The sequence below is a fragment of the Pseudoalteromonas sp. TP27 genome (genome assembly GCF_056470645.1).
Genome location: NZ_JARDAK010000016.1, coordinates 69,630 through 87,001 on the forward strand (window position 1 = coordinate 69,630; position 17,372 = coordinate 87,001).

At 38.5% G+C, this 17,372-nt stretch carries 20 protein-coding genes; 11 read left to right on the plus strand and 9 right to left on the minus strand.

Annotated elements, in window-relative coordinates; all coding sequences use genetic code 11:
- Positions 1 to 13 precede the first annotated feature (13 nt).
- Positions 14 to 208 carry a hypothetical protein gene (locus tag PX700_RS16565; RefSeq protein WP_007580601.1) on the plus strand — a complete coding sequence of 65 codons (195 nt, stop codon included), beginning with the start codon at positions 14 to 16 and terminating at the stop codon, positions 206 to 208.
- On the opposite strand, the gene PX700_RS16570 is transcribed toward PX700_RS16565, so the two are convergent.
- A complete protein-coding gene (locus PX700_RS16570; protein ID WP_479521314.1) occupies positions 205 to 2,457 on the minus strand; it encodes a sensor domain-containing protein in 2,253 nt (750 codons plus the stop codon). The two genes, PX700_RS16565 and PX700_RS16570, sit on opposite strands and share 4 nt — an antisense overlap.
- 54 nt (positions 2,458 to 2,511) lie before the next feature.
- Positions 2,512 to 5,235 carry an insulinase family protein gene (locus tag PX700_RS16575; RefSeq protein WP_479521315.1) on the minus strand — a complete coding sequence of 908 codons (2,724 nt, stop codon included), beginning with the start codon at positions 5,233 to 5,235 and terminating at the stop codon, positions 2,512 to 2,514.
- A 192-nt stretch (positions 5,236 to 5,427) separates the two neighbouring features.
- On the opposite strand from PX700_RS16575, the gene sixA reads away from it, so the two are divergent.
- From sixA to PX700_RS16590, 3 genes are read left to right on the plus strand one after another with little or no spacing between them, the layout of a single operon-like run.
- Positions 5,428 to 5,898 carry a phosphohistidine phosphatase SixA gene (sixA, locus tag PX700_RS16580; RefSeq protein WP_166419186.1) on the plus strand — a complete coding sequence of 157 codons (471 nt, stop codon included), beginning with the start codon at positions 5,428 to 5,430 and terminating at the stop codon, positions 5,896 to 5,898.
- A gap of 24 nt (positions 5,899 to 5,922) precedes the next feature.
- On the plus strand, positions 5,923 to 6,276 hold the full coding sequence (locus tag PX700_RS16585; RefSeq protein ID WP_024591642.1) for a RidA family protein: 354 nt from the start codon (positions 5,923 to 5,925) through the stop codon (positions 6,274 to 6,276).
- 8 nt (positions 6,277 to 6,284) lie between these two features.
- Positions 6,285 to 7,022 carry an SDR family oxidoreductase gene (locus tag PX700_RS16590; protein WP_479521316.1) on the plus strand — a complete coding sequence of 246 codons (738 nt, stop codon included), beginning with the start codon at positions 6,285 to 6,287 and terminating at the stop codon, positions 7,020 to 7,022.
- 79 nt (positions 7,023 to 7,101) lie between these two features.
- Here PX700_RS16590 and PX700_RS16595 read toward each other — a convergent pair whose 3' ends face one another.
- From PX700_RS16595 to smrB, 7 genes are all read right to left on the minus strand, one after another.
- Positions 7,102 to 7,452 carry a hypothetical protein gene (locus PX700_RS16595; RefSeq protein ID WP_479521317.1) on the minus strand — a complete coding sequence of 117 codons (351 nt, stop codon included), beginning with the start codon at positions 7,450 to 7,452 and terminating at the stop codon, positions 7,102 to 7,104.
- A 225-nt stretch (positions 7,453 to 7,677) separates the two neighbouring features.
- Positions 7,678 to 7,899: a hypothetical protein gene (locus PX700_RS16600; protein WP_479521318.1), complete on the minus strand. Its 222-nt coding sequence runs from the start codon at positions 7,897 to 7,899 to the stop codon at positions 7,678 to 7,680.
- A 51-nt stretch (positions 7,900 to 7,950) separates the two neighbouring features.
- A complete protein-coding gene (locus PX700_RS16605; protein WP_479521319.1) occupies positions 7,951 to 8,610 on the minus strand; it encodes a DUF2589 domain-containing protein in 660 nt (219 codons plus the stop codon).
- Positions 8,611 to 8,639: 29 nt separating this feature from the next.
- On the minus strand, positions 8,640 to 9,242 hold the full coding sequence (locus PX700_RS16610) for a DUF2589 domain-containing protein (RefSeq protein WP_479521320.1): 603 nt from the start codon (positions 9,240 to 9,242) through the stop codon (positions 8,640 to 8,642).
- 72 nt (positions 9,243 to 9,314) lie between these two features.
- Positions 9,315 to 9,773, minus strand: a complete 459-nt coding sequence (locus PX700_RS16615) for a hypothetical protein (RefSeq protein ID WP_479521321.1) — start codon at positions 9,771 to 9,773, stop codon at positions 9,315 to 9,317.
- 298 nt (positions 9,774 to 10,071) lie between these two features.
- Positions 10,072 to 11,013 (minus strand): AEC family transporter, encoded by a 942-nt coding sequence (locus PX700_RS16620; protein WP_479521322.1) that lies wholly within the window; start codon positions 11,011 to 11,013, stop codon positions 10,072 to 10,074.
- Between the two features lie 27 nt (positions 11,014 to 11,040).
- Positions 11,041 to 11,598: an endonuclease SmrB gene (gene smrB / locus PX700_RS16625; protein WP_024598396.1), complete on the minus strand. Its 558-nt coding sequence runs from the start codon at positions 11,596 to 11,598 to the stop codon at positions 11,041 to 11,043.
- 152 nt (positions 11,599 to 11,750) lie between these two features.
- On the opposite strand from smrB, the gene prmB reads away from it, so the two are divergent.
- The 7 genes from prmB to PX700_RS16660 all read left to right on the plus strand — a co-directional run bounded on the left by prmB (position 11,751) and on the right by PX700_RS16660 (position 17,256).
- The gene (gene prmB / locus PX700_RS16630; protein ID WP_007377743.1) at positions 11,751 to 12,686 is read left to right on the plus strand and encodes a 50S ribosomal protein L3 N(5)-glutamine methyltransferase; all 936 of its coding nucleotides are present in this window, start codon (positions 11,751 to 11,753) and stop codon (positions 12,684 to 12,686) included.
- Positions 12,687 to 12,913: 227 nt separating this feature from the next.
- Positions 12,914 to 14,011, plus strand: coding sequence for a chorismate synthase (aroC, locus tag PX700_RS16635; RefSeq protein ID WP_008138551.1), 1,098 nt, complete (start codon positions 12,914 to 12,916; stop codon positions 14,009 to 14,011).
- 119 nt (positions 14,012 to 14,130) lie between these two features.
- Positions 14,131 to 14,523 carry a DUF4112 domain-containing protein gene (locus tag PX700_RS16640; RefSeq protein WP_479521323.1) on the plus strand — a complete coding sequence of 131 codons (393 nt, stop codon included), beginning with the start codon at positions 14,131 to 14,133 and terminating at the stop codon, positions 14,521 to 14,523.
- Positions 14,524 to 14,697: 174 nt separating this feature from the next.
- Positions 14,698 to 15,159 carry a zinc-ribbon domain containing protein gene (locus PX700_RS16645; RefSeq protein WP_479521324.1) on the plus strand — a complete coding sequence of 154 codons (462 nt, stop codon included), beginning with the start codon at positions 14,698 to 14,700 and terminating at the stop codon, positions 15,157 to 15,159.
- Positions 15,160 to 15,276: 117 nt separating this feature from the next.
- A complete protein-coding gene (locus PX700_RS16650) occupies positions 15,277 to 15,831 on the plus strand; it encodes an elongation factor P hydroxylase (RefSeq protein WP_479521325.1) in 555 nt (184 codons plus the stop codon).
- Positions 15,821 to 16,984: an ATP-NAD kinase family protein gene (locus PX700_RS16655; protein WP_479521326.1), complete on the plus strand. Its 1,164-nt coding sequence runs from the start codon at positions 15,821 to 15,823 to the stop codon at positions 16,982 to 16,984. Before PX700_RS16650 ends, PX700_RS16655 begins: the two co-directional genes overlap by 11 nt.
- On the plus strand, positions 16,981 to 17,256 hold the full coding sequence (locus tag PX700_RS16660; protein WP_479521327.1) for a YfcL family protein: 276 nt from the start codon (positions 16,981 to 16,983) through the stop codon (positions 17,254 to 17,256). The genes PX700_RS16655 and PX700_RS16660 overlap by 4 nt, the downstream gene beginning before the upstream one ends.
- The last annotated feature ends 116 nt before the right edge of the window (positions 17,257 to 17,372 follow it).

The window sequence follows — 17,372 nt, forward strand, 5'->3', positions numbered from 1 at the left end:
ATGAGGTTTAGTCTTGTTTATAGTTTTACTAAGCAGCGCTTTTATAGCTTTAATGTATTTAGAAGCCATTAAAAAAGGTATGCCAATTAAGCGATGGCTTATTTTAGGCGGTTTACTTGGGCCTGTGGCTTGGTGCTTGTTTAATCTACATTATCGTCGTGCTTTAGTAAGAAATGTAGGTATAAACGCATGTATATGGCGCCCCTAATTTATTGACGCCACTTTTTTATTTGCTCTAATTAAGCTTGGAGCTGCTTTAGTCTGTTGGCGTTTTAAAAATTCAGTAAACTCACTTTTTGAAAGTGGTTTAGAATAATAATAACCTTGTACTGTTTCGCAGTTTAGCTTTTTAAGTATATCAATTTGATGAGCCTGCTCAACGCCTTCTGCAACTACATGCAAATCAAGGTTATGCGCAATAGTAACTATTGAGTCGACCATGTTACGCCCACGTTCGTTGGTCATATCATCTATAAATGCTTTATCTACTTTTAGTGTATTAAGCGGAAATTGCTTTAAATACGCTAACGAAGAATAACCCGTACCAAAATCATCCATTGCCAAATGAATACCTCGGGCACTTAACGAACGCATAATAGCAATGGCTTCTTTAGGGTCGTCCATTACGGTACCTTCTGTTATTTCAAGCTCTAAAAAGTAAGAAGGTAATTCGTTTTTTTGCAAAATAACGTCAATACGAGAGGTTAAATCGGGGAGGCTAAATTGCTTTGCTGATAAGTTAACGGCTACTCGACCACTAAATAAACCGCTATCTAGCCATTCTTTTACGTCTCGGCAGGCTTTGTTTAATACCACTTCACCAATTTCAATTATTTGGCCTGTTTCCTCGGCAATGGGTATAAATACGCCTGGGCTAATAATACCTTTTTTAGGCGTAATAAAGCGCACTAACGCTTCCATTCCGGTTAGCTTGCCTGTGTGAATATTCATTTTTGGTTGGTAGTACACTTCAAAATGATCTTCTTTTAAGCCAAAGCGCATAAGGTTTTCTATTTGCAGGCGTTTTACTGCTTGGCGGTTCATTGTGTCGTTAAAAAATAGGTAACTATTACCTTTCTTTTTAGCATGATACATTGCGGTATCTGCATTTTTTAAGAGTAGTTCAGGCGTATTACCGTCTTCTGGGAACAATACAATGCCTACACTTGAGGTAATTGCCAGTTCGTGGCCAGCCATTTTAAATGGTGTAGCAATAGCTGCTAAAAACTGTTTTGCCATGCGTGTAATTACATGTATGTCGTTAGTGTCAGACATTACAAGGGCAAACTCATCGCCCCCTAAACGATAAAACACATCATTTTCGCGGGTTAGTTTATTTAAGCGCATCGCTAGTTTAGCTAATAAGCTATCACCTAGCTGATGTCCTAACGAGTCATTTATTTTTTTAAAGTTATCTAAATCGAACACAAGCAAGGCGTGGTGCGAGTTGAGCTTTACAAGCTTTTGTAAGTCAGTAAAAAATAAATTTCGGTTAGGAAGGCTCGTTGTGCGATCTCGGTTTGATAGATTATGCAGCTGCGATTCGGCTTTTTTACGCTCTGTTAAATCGGAATAAACCACTACGTAGTTGGTTATTTGATTTTGATCGTTTTTAATTTCATCTATCGAAATTTCTATAGGCAATAAAACACGCTCACTATTACGAAGCTTCACTTCTTGTTGAATATGTTCGCGCTCTTTTACTATTTCAATAATTTTGTTTGTATAGCTTGGCTCATACCCAGATAGATTGAAATCTTTCTCTAAGTATTGCTCGCGTACGCCACCAAATAAGGTTAAAAAGCTGGGGTTTATATCAACCAGTTTAAAGTTTTTATCGTAAATTGCTAAGGCGTCGGTGAGCGATTCAACACACTTAGCAAAAAGGTTTAAGCGCTCCTCAGTCGATTTTAACTGTGATATATCGCGAACGGTACCTGTCATTCTAAGAGGTGATAAGTTAGCGTCTTTTTCAATTATTTTTCCGCGATCGAGCACCCAGTGCCAACGACCAAATGTATCTTTGATTCGGTAGGTGGCTTCAAAAAAAGCAGACTGCTCTGCAAAGTGTACTTTTAACAAGTGCTCAACGTTATTAATATCGTGAGGGTGAATAAGGCCTTTATTTGGCGGAAACCCCATTAATGTAGTTGAATCCATTAGGTACTTATCGTTAATACGAATGACTTCGCCTGTTTTTATGTTCCAATCCCATAGAGTATCGCCGCTACCTTCTACAGTACTTTTAAGGCGTTTTTCAGAAAGGCAAAGTTGACTGCGTGAACGCCTTAGCTTAAATATGACAAATAGCAGGTAGGGTAAAGCAAGCGCTATGATGGCGCTTGCTAGTATGAGTATATTGTCGGAGTTGTAATTAAATGAAGACTCAAAGGCAAAAAGCTCAAATGAGTAAGCAAGTACTACAAGCATGCTTAGTTTTATTATTATTTTTATCATTTTTTTATTACTTCTAATTTACAAATGATAATTTAAAACAAGCTAAACCTAGTGTCAAAGAGATTGAGAGTAAACGGGCATATTTTGAGATTTAGTGACTTTTGCCGAGCTTAAAAGCTCATATCTTGGTCTATTATCATCAAATAGGCTTAGTGCATAAATTTTAACTTCTTTTAGTGTTAGTGCATTTAGTGCATCTAAAAGTCGCTGCTGCATATGAAATTCATGATCTCTGTTACCAATAGCAAGCCATAACCTTTGTGAGCGCAGGCGCAGGTTTTTATCTTTTTCTGCAATATGTGTACTTAGGCCATGCTTTTGCTGTTGCCAATCGTTTTCATCAAGCGCATCAATGTTATCAAGATAATTTTTAATAAAGTGGTTGTGGCGGTGCAATAGTGTTTTTGCATCGAACTTAGGTGACTGCACATAAAAGGCAATACCAGCACGCGTATTAAAAGGCGCATAACCTGCGCCAACTAAATAACCTAGCTGTTGTGTAGTGCGCAATTCATTAAAGTAATCTTGATTAATTAAATGATTAAGCGCCATCATTTTTACTTTTTCGGCTACGCAATCCGTTTGTGCTTGATAGTAAATAACCATTGCATGGTCGCTACAAGGAAGCTCTAACTCATAGCGAGTTACTTTTTTAATTTCAAAAAGAGGGCGTCTTAAGTCTTCAATTATAGTTGCGCTTTTTAAATGATCAGCGACCTTTTTTTGAAAAGCTATTGCATCACTTTGCTGCCAATTACCATGCAAAAACGACTCAACGTGAAGCGCTTTAAAAAAGTCATTTCTGAACTCATTAAATTGCTGAAAACAGGTGTTTTTTAACGCTGTTGCAAGTTCCCCAGGTTGTGGGTTCCAAGGCATTATTTTTGCGCCTAAAATGCTAAATAACTCACTGACTGGTTTGTTTTGGTTGCTATTGCGCCAATGCCTTACAAGTTGCTTTTTATACTCGGCAAAGCGCTTTGCACAAATTTCTACATTAAAGAGTGCATCAATTAATTGATCAACAAGTTCTAGCTGGCTCGATGAAAGCCCAGCGGTATGTAACGTTAACCCACCTTGATGTGAGGTTAAGTGGTAGCTGAGCCCTGCAAGCTCCGCTGGATAAAATTGTTCGCCCACACTATCCATAAATAAATCAGTAAATAAGCGGGTGAGCGCCATATGTTTTACGTCTTTTACGGCAAAATCAGAATCCATGGCCAAATAAAAATGACCTTTAGCTACGCGAAAAGTGTTGTCTTGTTTAAACCAAAAGTCAAAACCAGGCTCTTTTACTAATAACTCGGGTTTTGTTTGTGGTTTTATGACATCAAATAGCACCACTTCTTTTGTTAAATAGGGATTAGCGGTAGGCAGCAGCATTTCGCTCAACGGCTTATTTATCTCGCTAAGGGCATCAAGCCAGCTAGGTGAAACATGCTCTACTTTATATGGTGTGTTGTACCATGCCGTTTTATGTTCAGGCTCTACATCTGGATGTATAAGTACGATGCGCATATTATGTGGCGTTAACCACTGCATGGCCATTTCGTGGGTCGCTTTTTTAAAGCCTTCCATTAAATAGTCGCCTTGCACGTAGTTTGCTTCATCGTAATGCTGCATATTAATGCTTAAATTACTGACCCAATCAATTAAGCGTGACTTTTCTTGGTTATCGAATGCTATTTGTAATAGATTTTTTTTATCTTGATATAGGCGCGGTAATTGCTCGGTGTTATCGTTAATTAAACAAATGTATTCAAACACCATTTCAATAATGTCTTCAAAGTATTCAATGCCTTCATCGGTAAGTGCTAAGCTAATATTAAAATCTTTGAAGTTACTGCCATTAATACCACCGCCAGCAGAAAGTGCGTTTATCCAGCCTTGTTCTTTTAAAATAGAATAAAGAGAACCGGCGCCTTCATAGCCAAGTAAATGAGCTATAAAACTTACTGTTTTGTGACGATAAAAGTCATCAATATTAGGCATTGCAAAACTAATAATAAGCTTTTGCATATGCTTATGCGGCTCTATATGGAGTATTTTTCCTATGTCTTGCTTGCGATAAAGTGGCTCACTGATCTCTGGCTTTTTAAGGTTTTTGTTGCCGTTAATTGCGCTAAAGTAAGTTTGCGTCCAACTTTGCAGAGTATCTAGCTCTTCATTAGCGCATATAACCAACGTCATCCACTGAGCTTGGTAGTAGTTATTAAAAAAATCACGTAGCTCGTCGCTAATACAGCGCTCTCTATCAGCTAAGGTTTGCAGGTTACCCACAGAAAATTTAGCAAATGGATGAGCAGGGTTTACTGTTTCTTTATGAGCCTGATAAATACGTCGACCATCATCTTTTATTTTTAGTTTAAACTCGGCTTCAATTGCGTTTCGTTCTTTTTCTGTTTCGGCTGAATTTAAAAGAGGCGCAATAAAAAAGCGGCTAAATTGGGTAAGTGCTTGTTCAAATTCTTGATTGTTAATATCAAAAAAGTAACAGGTATGCTCAGTGCCAGTCCATGCATTGGTGTTGCCGCCAGCTTGCGAAACAAAATTATTAAAACTGCCTGAATCTGGGTATTGGTCAGTGCCTAAAAAAAGCATGTGCTCTAAAAAGTGTGCGAGGCCTTGCCTGTCAAGAGGGTCGTCAAAATGTCCGGCGTTAACTGCCATTGATGCTGCCGCTTTTGTAGAATCTTTATCTTGCACTAATAGTACTTTTAGACCATTGTCCAGTGTAAAGGCGCGGTATGCTCTGTTATCATTGCGGCTGATATTCAAATGATGCTCCTGAAACTAAGCGTTTACTTGTTAACAACAGATGATGGCTTCAGGAAAGCGAAATATAGCTTGAAAATTTACCTGAGTCTCATGAAAGAACTATTTTAGAAATAAATAGGTTTATGTTGTCAATATAGCTGACAAACGGGCAAACTGGCTACTGTTTTATATTCTTTAATTGGTTGATTTTTTATGAAAACAATCCTAATAATGCGCCACGGCGAAGCAACACCCATGCAGGCTGATGATGCAGGTAGAAATTTAACCCAAGCAGGGCATGATGAAGCTGAAAAAATGGGTCTTTGGCTCAATAAAACACATCACCCTGATGCACTGTTAGTTAGTCCTTACATTCGAGCGCAGCAAACGGCTGCAGGTGTTGCTAAAAATAACGAATTTAAATTTAGCGAAACCACATCCGATATAATCCCTGAGGGCAAACCTCAAATTGCCGCTGATTACATCGAAACACTTATAGCTACTCACCCCCAATGCAATACGTGGCTCATTGTAGCCCATATGCCTATTGTCAGTTATTTAGTGGATCAATTAAGCCCTGGCAATATGCCAATTTTTAATACGGGTGCCGTTGCTGTTATTAATTACGATGAGCAAACTCAGCGTAGTAGTTATTTAAGTATAAATGCCCCAGAGAACGTTTAAATATAAATAATTGAGTAAATTAAAATGACGATAGAACGCTTACAAACAGGTGCGCGCATGAGCCGCATAGTAAAACACAACGGTACTGTGTATTTATGTGGCCAAGTATGCGCCGACGCACAAAAAGATATTAAAGAACAAACTCAAACTATGCTCGATAAAGTAGAGGCATTGCTTGATGAGGCAGGAAGCTCAAAAGAGCATATGCTTAGCGCGACTATTTATGTAAAGAGCATGGAATACTTTGCTGATATGAACGCAGTATGGGATGCGTGGGTAACCGAGGGTTATGCACCAGCACGTGCCTGCGTAGAAGCTAAAATGGCACGTGATGCACTGCTTGTTGAAATTTCAGTAGTTGCAGCTTTAAAAGAATAACAGCTTTAATGACTCGCTCCCCCGTTGTACTTATCACAGGCTCTAGCAGAGGTATAGGCGCAGCTACGGCATTATATTTTGCTAAGCATGGTTATGATGTTTGCATTAATTATAAAGCTGATTTAGCTAGTGCAATGTTGGTTGCAGAAGAAGTAAAGCGATTAGGCGTTGAGGCTGAAGTAATTCAAGCTGACGTATCACTAGAGGCTGACGTTTTAGCTTTATTTATGCATATAGATAAAGTCTTTGGTCAGCTTGATATACTTGTTAATAATGCTGGTATATTACAGCCGCAAATGCCCTTACTGGAAATGAGTGCCGAACGCATAAATCATATTTTAGCTGTTAACGTAACAAGTGCTTTTTTATGTAGTCGTGAGGCAATCAAGAGAATGAAAAGCGGTGGGAGCATAGTAAATGTCTCATCGGGGGCAGCTAAAACAGGTGCTCCTCATGAATACATAGATTATGCCGCTTCTAAAGGGGCTATAGACACATTAACAATAGGCTTATCTAAAGAAGTTGCGGCGCGTAACATTCGTGTAAATGGTGTTCGTCCGGGATTGATATACACAGATATGCACAGTGATGGTGGCGAGCCAAATAGAGTCGATAATTTAAAATATAAATTACCACTTAGTAGAGGAGGTAAGCCGCAAGAAGTTGCTGCTGCAATTTATTTTTTAGCTTCGAGTGATGCTTCATTCACTACAGGTAGTTTTATTGATGTAGCTGGTGGCTTGTAAGTGTCGCTTATTTTGCTGAGTAAGTAAGAGACACTATGTTGGACTGTTAAGCTTTTAGGATGAATACCTTTAGTTTCAGCTATGGATTGCAAGTTGTCAGTGTTCTTAATTCACTGTCTTTTTGATTAAACACGTGACATGTTCTAAAGCTATCTTTAACCGTTATATGTAATGTAGAACCATCGCCCGTAGCTGGCGCTGCCCCACCATAATGAGGGCCTTTTGAGATAGAGCAATTACCCTTATCCCAAAAAAGAGCAAGCGCGTTATCATCCGAATCTCGGATTAACTGTTGCCATAAAGCAATACTACCTTGCTTTTGAGGGAAAATGGCATGTTCACTGACCATGCATTCCGCGTAGCTATTAAGTGATAGTAAGCTTAATGAGCATACAATGACTTTAATTAATTTTATATTAATGGTTTTCATATTTTTCACCTTTGTTGTTGCATTAAGTTGCTAAGTAAAAATAGCAACAATAAACAATTTGAGGTATAGGAGTGGCTCATATGATTTTCAATGAGTTATGTAGTGCATTGCTGAGATGTTGAATAGAAAGGTTAAAAGTTGATTTCACTATTGAGATCAACTTTACGATTGAATTGTATATAAATGAGAGAGGTTAAAAGAAGCCACATAAAAATGCAGGCACTATTAACTAAACTTAGCATAATCGCTATTACAGTTTCCTATTGCAGAGCTAGACTGCAACTTTTCACTGGCAGACTTTACTTGCATTCTATCCTCTGCTGCTAAGCTAATTACAGTGTTACATAATTGGCAGCAAAACTTATCTCCAGCACATAAGGCTTCAATACTAATAATAATTTTAGAATGCTGACAGTGAGGGCAGTTAATTGTATTAGTTAAATCCATAGTAGTTCCTATTTTTTAAATAGCGCCTTTACTAAAGGCGCTTATAAGTTGTTATCCAGTTTTTGCATCCTCATTTTTAGGGTTTTTGATCATTATAGGCTGAATGGCTGCCGTATATGCTTGGATTATTGTTGTTACCCCTTCAGGAAGTGGCAACTGCCCAGCATTAACTGCTACGGTGTATTTAGCGGAATTTGACTTTTCGTAGTGCTCTTTATCTGAGGACGATGACTTGCTAGTTGATTTAACGGAGCCTTCTATTTTGGCAGAAAACCCCATATAACTGAAACCAGCTTCAAAGCTACCACTAGCCTCTTTACTATCACTACTTGATTTTTCAGTGTCGTGTGAATAAGAGCTTTTCACTTCCATTTCAAAACTAACATCAACATTTTTAACGGCAAGTGAGTTCAACGGTAAAATAGTCAAAATGGGTAAATTTAAAGTAGAGACTGCAGGCGTTGATGACTCACCTGTATCTTGATTAATAACAGGACGAGTAATTTCAAGCTTGACCATAATAGGTCTACGTAGACCTCCTTCTTTATCTTTATCATCGATTGGTTGAAAACAAGTTTCTAATAAAAACTGCGTTTGCGTAATTGCCATGTTTGCATTGGCATCAGCTGCTGCATTTAAAGGAGCACCAATTAAAGATTTCATTGGTAAACCTGAAAATTGTTGAGCCATACTTACTAGTGAATTTTCCATTATAGTATCCTTTTTCTAATGTTTATTTTTTACCCAGGAATTTGCGCCCTAAGTGAACGCTCATAACCTTCAATAAGTTTTTGAAGGCCTTCAGGAGTTTCACCTCCTTGAAGTTTTATTTCGATTTCCACATTAGAAGTGCTTCTTTCTTGTGATTTAGAAAAAATACCTCTTTGAGTTTGCTTTGGAAATGCGACAAATAATTCGTTTTGATCGTTAGCAGTTACTTCTAGGTTTGCTTTTATGCTAACTTCGTGTATTTTTTGTGAGCTGATAGGTGTCAAAGTTATAATAGGTACATCAACATAGCTGATCTTAGGTCCATTATGGTCCTTATCTGGGAAGGCCATTTGCATTGTTTTGGGCTTAAGTACGCGTCGTATTTGATTATTAGATGCTAGTTTTTCATTGTGGTTTTTGAGAATGTTAAGCGCTGACTCTGTATCATCACTATCGATAAATGTTTTAACTTTTTGAATCGACTCATCATCAAGGTCGGTTACGTTTGCAATGGGTATTTCTACTATTTCAAAAAACTTATTGATGTGTTTTATACCTTGAGCTTCAACCTCATTAGCGGCTTGCTTAATGCTTGAGTGAAGCTCGTGTATAAGCGATCTAAATTTAATCATCTTTGTATTCCGTTGTGACTTTGTTATGTCAGTTATAGGGAATAAAAAAAGATAAGTTAATAAGAGCCAATCTTATGATTGTTTTGAAATGGCTATCCTTTTTCTTGCTGTCGATATAGTGCGCTGACTAATGCCAAACACTCTGATTAGTTCATCGTTTGCCATGCCGTTTTTTATTGAGTTTTCATACGCTATTTTTCTAAGTAAACTAAATATGCCCCATCTATTTGGAATTTCAATATAGCCAGATGAATCAGCAAGAGAGCAAAGTTTTCGGTAATGAGATTCTGTTAAACTTATCTTTAAACTCATTTCTAATTTTGACTTATGTTTACCTAAGTAAATCTTTTTACCACCATGCTTTTCTATAAAATCATAAAACTCATTGGCAGTGAATAGTTCTACAAGTTCAGATAAGAAAAAGGGCAGCCTGGCAAGTACTTCAACCCTGTAATCATCATAAAAAATATATAACTCATTCATATGATTTATTTTATTCGTATAAATTGCACCAAAAATTTCGTAATGCATCCTTTGCGACTCCAACTGAAGGGGTACACTTCAAAGAGGTTACCTTTAAAGTCTTGTACGGGTTTCTTTATTTGTAGTTTTCAGGAGTTAATAAGGACATAAGAATAATTCATATGAAATTAACATCTTATTGATTATTTTATATCAATTGTACTTGTAATGGGTACTTTATGATGAGGATTAGTTAATACACGATGTTGTTACAGTTCTATCTGGATACAGTTAGATATATTTACTTACTTATGGTTAAGTTACCTAAGTTAATTTGAAAAGAGTTAAAGTGCATAATTTAATTTTTTTACAACAATACAGCCAGCCAAAGTGTAAAACTAATAACACTTAAAATAGTAGAAAACACCACAGCGCCAGCAAGTGTAGCTTGATGCTGCTTTAGCTGACTGGCAATTAAGTAAGCATTTACGCCTACAGGAGATGCGCTTAAAAGCACTAATACATTGAGTATTTGCGCGTCTAGTTTAAATGCATAAGTACCTACCACTAATACTAGTGCCGGTAATACAAGTATTTTTAATAATGAAGATATAAGCGCGGGCTGCCAGTTTGCCGCTATTTTATAAAATACTAAGTTTGCGCCAAGTACGAATAAAGCACACGCAATAGCGGGTTTGGCGAGTAAATCTGTACTGCTTACTAAATTATCGTATAGAGTTAGCCCAGATACATTAATGATCAACCCACAACCAATACTCAGTACGATAGGGTTTAGCACCATGCTCTTGCCAAAGTTGTACCATGAGAAGTTTTCAGCATTTCCTTTTGCCCCAATTAAAAAGGTGAGGGCAAATAGCAATGTGCTATGAAAGGTGATGATCATAAATGCAATAGCAATCATCTCTTTACCCAGTGACGCTATAACAATTGGGATACCTACCAACACCATATTTGAATAACTTCCTGCCAAACCAAATACGCTGTGTTGTTGATAATTTATGGCTTTATTATTAGAGCATGGCTTATTTAAGTAAAAGCGGTCAATTAAAATGCCTAATCCAAACACACATAAAACCGGTATGTAAAAACTCATAAATGCAAAAAGGCTGATGCTTTGTTGCAGGTTTATTTGCGACATATTTAGTACTAAAAAGGCAGGTAAACTCACATAAAAAGTAAATTTACTTAGACCCGCAATGTGTTGTTCGTTAAAAAACTTTAACTTACAACAGCTATAACCCAGTACAACAATAAAGATGAGCGGAAAAATAATCGATAAAATATGCACGAACTTACATCCTAGTAATAGCTAAAGTTAGCGTCTAAATTCATCACTTTGCGGTAAATTAATTAGTATGAGTACAGCGCCTCTGCCACCATATTCGAGGGGGGCTTGGTGCATTGCTATTACGTCTGGGTGCTGTACTAAGTACTGCGGTACTTTGTGCTTTAATACGCCGCCACCAATACCATGCACTACACACGCACAATAGTAATGCTGCTTTTTACATTCGTGAATCAGCCCAGCGAGTTCATCTTTAGCAAGTTCTTTATTTAAACCATGTAAATCTAGCGTCAAATCGGGTGCAAAGTCGCCACGGCGAAGTTGTTTAGCTAAAAAGCTGTCTTGGCCTGGTTTTACATATTTAACCGTGCCGTGGGTGTCTATATCGGGAATATAAACGTCTGAGAAGAAAAATTCAGACTGAGCCTGCTTTTTTTGCTGGGCAAATTGCTTAGCTTGTGACACCTTAGGTTTTGTATCAAAACGATGAGTATCTTGTTTAAATACTTTGGCGCCTGTGATCGTTTGACGAAATAAGCTTATGTCGTCATTGCTTAGGGACGAATGTGATGGAGTGTCTTTTTTCATAACTATTACCTAAACAAAAAAACGTAAAAACGCAGCGCAAAAGGCGGTACAATACTTAAATGAGGGGCAATTGTAATTTGCCCAGCGCAGATAGGCAATGCAATCGTCTTAAAGACTCAAAACAGTCAGTAAGCTAATACAGGTAAAAATATATGAGCGATTTACAAATAGAAGAAGCAACACTCGAAGAAGCCGTTGCAGAACTGTCAACTTTACATGACTGGTTACGTTGGACTACAAGCCAATTTGCAAGTAGTAGTATATTTTTTGGACACGGTACAGATAACGCATGGGATGAAGCTGTAAGCTTATTATTGCCTGCGCTTAGCTTGCCTGTTGATGCGCCAAAAGAATTAATGCATGCGCGTTTAACAAGCACAGAAAAAAACCGACTTGCGGGTCTTATTGCAGAACGTATTAACGACTGCACACCAGTACCTTACTTAACTAACATTGCATGGTTTGCGGGTATGCCATTTTATGTGGATGAGCGTGTACTTATACCTCGCTCACCGTTCGCTGAGCTTATCAGTAATCGCTTTACGCCATGGCTTGAAGAGCCACAATCGGTTAACCGCATATTAGATTTATGTACGGGGTCGGGTTGTATCGCAATCGCACTTGCTCAAGCTTTTGAGCAAGCACAAGTTGATGCGGTAGATATATCGTATGAAGCGCTTGAAGTGACAGACATAAACATTAACGATTACATGTTAAGTGACCGTGTGCTGCCAATTCAGTCTGATGTATTTAGCGGTGTACCAGGTCAAAAATACGACCTAATAGTCGCAAACCCACCGTATGTTGATGCAGAAGATATGGCTGACCTGCCACGTGAGTTTCATCATGAGCCAGAGCTTGGGCTTGCATCAGGACACGATGGTTTAGATGTAACCCGTACTATTTTAAGCGAAGCGAGTGAACATCTAACTGATAACGGTTTGTTATTTGTAGAAGTTGGTAACTCTATGGTACATATGGATGCACTGTATCCGGGCGCGCCGTTTGAATGGATTGAATTTGAACAAGGCGGCTTAGGTGTATTTGTAATTAGCAAAAAGCAGCTAGATGAGTATTTTGCAAAATAATACCAATTCCATTAAGTATGTGATCTAAATTTTACGCCGAAAAAATAATTCAGTTCTAGGCGTAAATTGATGTAAATGGTTGTTCCCTTTGCGAAATTTACAACAAAGAAATGGGTTGTTTTAGCAAGTAAAATAGATCAGCTATTTATTTGAATTGGTATAAGTAAAAAATGAATAGCCAAGCCCTGTGCTTGGCTATTGGTAGTCATTAGGAATGAGGAAAGTTAATGGCAGGTAATAGCATTGGACAGTTATTTAAAGTGTCCACCTTTGGTGAGAGCCACGGCGTTGCATTAGGCGGCGTTGTTGATGGTACTCCCGCAGGTCTTGAAATCACAGAGGCCGACTTACAAATTGATTTAGATCGCCGAAAACCAGGCCAAAGCCGTTATACAACGCAGCGCCGCGAAAGCGATCAAATAAAAATATTAGCAGGCGTTTTTGAAGGTAAAACCACAGGTACTAGTATTGGTTTATTAATTGAAAACACCGATCAACGTTCGCAAGATTACGGCAAAATTAAAGATGTATTTCGCCCAGGTCATGGCGATTACACGTATTGGCATAAGTACGGCCTGCGCGATTATCGTGGTGGTGGCCGCTCATCTGCACGCGAAACCGCAATACGCGTAGCGGCAGGTGCTATTGCTAAAAAATACTTAAAGCAATTTCATGGTATTGAAGTTAAAGCATGCTTAAGTCAGCTTGGACCTATTAAGGCGGAAACGTTTGATTGGGATGAAGTTGAAAACAACTTATTTTTCTTCCCTGATGCAAGTAAGCTTGAAGCGCTTGACGAATATATGCGTGACCTTAAAAAGCAAGGTGACTCAGTTGGCGCTAAAGTAAAAGTAGTGGCAAGCAACGTACCTGTAGGTCTTGGTGAGCCAGTATTTGACCGCCTTGACGCCGAACTTGCACACTCATTAATGAGTATTAATGCAGTTAAAGGTGTTGAAATTGGTGATGGCTTTGATGTAGTTGAGCAAAAAGGCTCTGAGCATCGCGACGAGCTAACCCCTGAAGGTTTTACATCAAACCATGCAGGTGGCGTACTTGCGGGGATTTCGACAGGGCAAGATATTATTGCTTCTATTGCGCTAAAACCAACGTCGAGCATTACTATTCCGGGTAACAGTATTAATACAAGCAACGAAGCGGTAGAGATGATCACTAAAGGTCGTCACGATCCGTGTGTGGGTATTCGCGCAATCCCGATTGCTGAGGCAATGATGGCTATTACATTAATGGACCATTTACTGCGTCAACGCGGACAAAATCCACATGTAAATCACGAACACGGACCAATTAACGGCTCAGTGTAAGTATTTATAATTATAAAAAAACGCGGATTACCGCGTTTTTTTGTGCCTGTAATTTATTTAATGCCTTTCAGGAATTGTTCAAGTAAGCCCTATATACTGTACAAAGGAGGGTAGTAATCATGAACGATAATATTAATGAACACTCACAAATAAAAGCCCAAGCTGCAATAGCCCGCTTAGAACGTTTCAGTAAGTTAACCGATAGCAGTATTGGTATTCCTTTTACTAAATTTAATATAGGCCTAGAGGCTGTGATTGGTTTAATTCCCGTTATAGGTGATGCCGCAGGGCTAATTTTATCAAGTTATGTGCTGATAGAAGCGCAGCGTTTAGGTGTGAGTAAACGTATAAAGACTAAGATGATTATCAATATGCTCATAGACTTTGTGGGCGGATTAGTGCCATTTTTTGGCGATATATTTGATGCATTTTTTAAAGCTAACACGCGCAATACCCGTTTGCTAAAAAACCATATAGCTAAGCAGGTAAAAGTAGAGGGTATTGAACACTAAGTAATATTAATGCCGAAAGTATTTAATGGGCTAAATTATTCAAAGTGTAGAAATTACTTATACCTAAATTCGGATAATAACTACGTATTATTGATTTTGCTTTAACTTGCTTTAACTTGCTTTTATTTAGCTTACTTTTAAGATGTAAGCTGTGAATTTAAAATAGGCAGATATATGTACCTTAACCACCCAAGGTATGGCAATAGACCAATAACTACAAATACCTCAGTGACAATAGAGGAGATAGAGAAAGGGCATTGGCGTTACTCGAGTCTTAAATACTTCCCTAATACGGCAATATTGGCTGATATAAAAAAGCAAAATTATGCCATTTTTCCTCGAACACTCTATGTAGATATTGAGGAGCAGTGCGAGACTTGCTCTAAGGCATTTATTTTTTTTGCTCAAGAGCAGCAATATTGGTTTGAAACATTAAGATTTTGGGTCGATTCGCACTGTACTCATTGCTTTGAATGCCGTAAGCATGCCAGATATATACTTACTCTACGTAAACGGTACGATATGTTAACTAGCTTAGCCAATAAAACCTCAAGTGAAAAAACGCAGCGTAAAGAACTTGCCAATACGCTTTACTGTTTAGGTATTATTAAAAATATCAATAAAGTGAAAGATTAGTCCGCTTATATTTTACTATCACGCCTTATTTTTACTTTAGCTGTAAAAGCCCGTACAATTCGTCTCGTTTTTACTGCGCACAATAGCGCTGCAACCGAGACAAATTAGCCCAATTTTATGCATCAAATAGCTGATCTAATTTCAATTTTTGAACGCACTTTTTATCAAAGTTATAATACACAGCTGATAAAAGGCGATTGTGAGCCTGTGTATCTGCCTGCAACAGAGCACGTGCCATATCACCAAGTTGTATTTGCGCATGGTTTTTATGCCAGTGCATTACATGAAATAGCGCATTGGCTGGTGGCCGGAGATGAACGTCGATTATTAGAAGATTATGGTTATTGGTATTGTCCTGATGGACGCGACAAACAAAAACAAGCTGAGTTTGAAAGCGTAGAAGTAAAGCCTCAAGCTATAGAGTGGTTATTAAGCACCGCAGCAGGGTTTAATTTTAATGTGTCGGTGGATAACTTAAACGGCGAGCAGACATGTCGGTTTGATTTTCAGCAGCGAGTACATGCACGTGTATTATCGCTTATCGAAAATGGCTTTAATTTTCGTACAGAGTCACTTTTAAAAGCACTCTCTGATTTTTATAACACACCTTGGCCATTAACAGCGCAGCAATTTAATTGGCAACATCCGAAGGAGCTTTGTAATGGCGTTTAAATTAGGTTTAATTGTAAACCCAGTCGCGGGTTTAGGCGGAACAGTTGCTTTAAAAGGCAGTGATGGCGCGCAAACAGCCGCCAAAGCAATCGAATTAGGTGCAGAACCAAAAGCAAATAGCCGCACAAAAGCAGCGCTTGAAGTGCTATTGCCTTATAAAGAACGCTTAACCATTTACACCGTCAACGGTGACATGGGTGAGCAAACAGCCAAAGCTTTGGGCTTTAATGTAGAGGTTGTATACAACTCTGCAGTAATAACAACCCCAGATGACACAGAACAAGCAGCAAAAGTACTTAAAGACTTTGGTGTTGATTTAGTTTTATTTGCAGGAGGCGACGGCACAGCGCGTAATATTTGCCATGCAATAGAAGATACCATTCCCGTGCTTGGTATTCCTGCAGGCTGTAAAATTCATTCTGGTGTGTACGCTATTACCCCAAAAGCTGCAGGGCGCGTAGTTGAAATGCTGGTTAAGGGGGAGTTAGTTACCTTAGCTGATGCCGATGTAATGGATATAGATGAAGATGCTTTCAGGCAAGGCACTGTAAAAGCAAAACGTTATGGTGAAATGCAAACACCAAGTGAAGTACGTTATATGCAAGCGGTTAAAAATGGCGGCAAAGAAACCGACGAACTCGTACTTGCCGACATTGCTGCGCATGTTGTATCGCAAATGGATGAAGACACATTTTATATTATGGGTAGCGGCTCAACGGTTGAAGCCATAATGGAAGAAATGGGACTCGATAATACCTTACTTGGCGTTGACTTAATAAAAGATCAAACCTTAGTTGCCCAAGATTTAACGGCTAAGCAATTACTTGAGTTTACTAGCCAGCAAAGTACTAAGTTAGTCATTACGCTCATTGGCGGGCAAGGGCATATATTTGGCCGTGGTAATCAGCAATTGAGCCCTGTGCTTATACGTGCAATTGGCAAAGAAAATATTATTGTAGTAGCAACAAAAACAAAGCTACAAGCGCTTAACGGTCGCCCCCTTATTTGTGATACTGGCGACAGCGAATTAGATGATGAATTAACAGGTTATATTAAAGTAACCACCGGATTTAACGATCATATTATGTATGCAGTAGGGCACCAAAACCTTGAAAATACAGGTGCTTTGCAAAACCAGGAGATTTGTAAATGAGTTTAGTGAATTATATCGATGCAGCCCAGCAGTACTTCGATGATTTAGTAATAAAAGCAACTGATGATGAATTATTTGCAGGCGGCTATTTACGAGGTCATTTTGATCTTGCAGTTGGTTATGCCGAAGTAGAAAAGCTGACAATCAGTATAGATGAGCTAAACGAAACTGTAGAGCAGAGCTTAGTTAAAGCGTATCGCAATGGCGAGCTTAATGAAGAAGATAAGACATTAGTTGCACGCTTGTGGGAAGACGTTAAAGCCCTCGCTTAACAAAACCGATAAAAGAAAAACACGATTAGCTCAGCGCTGTCGTGTTTTTTGCTTTCAAAGGCCCTAAAATAGATGTTATGTTAATTTACTGTTGCGTTTTAATACGATACTGTTGT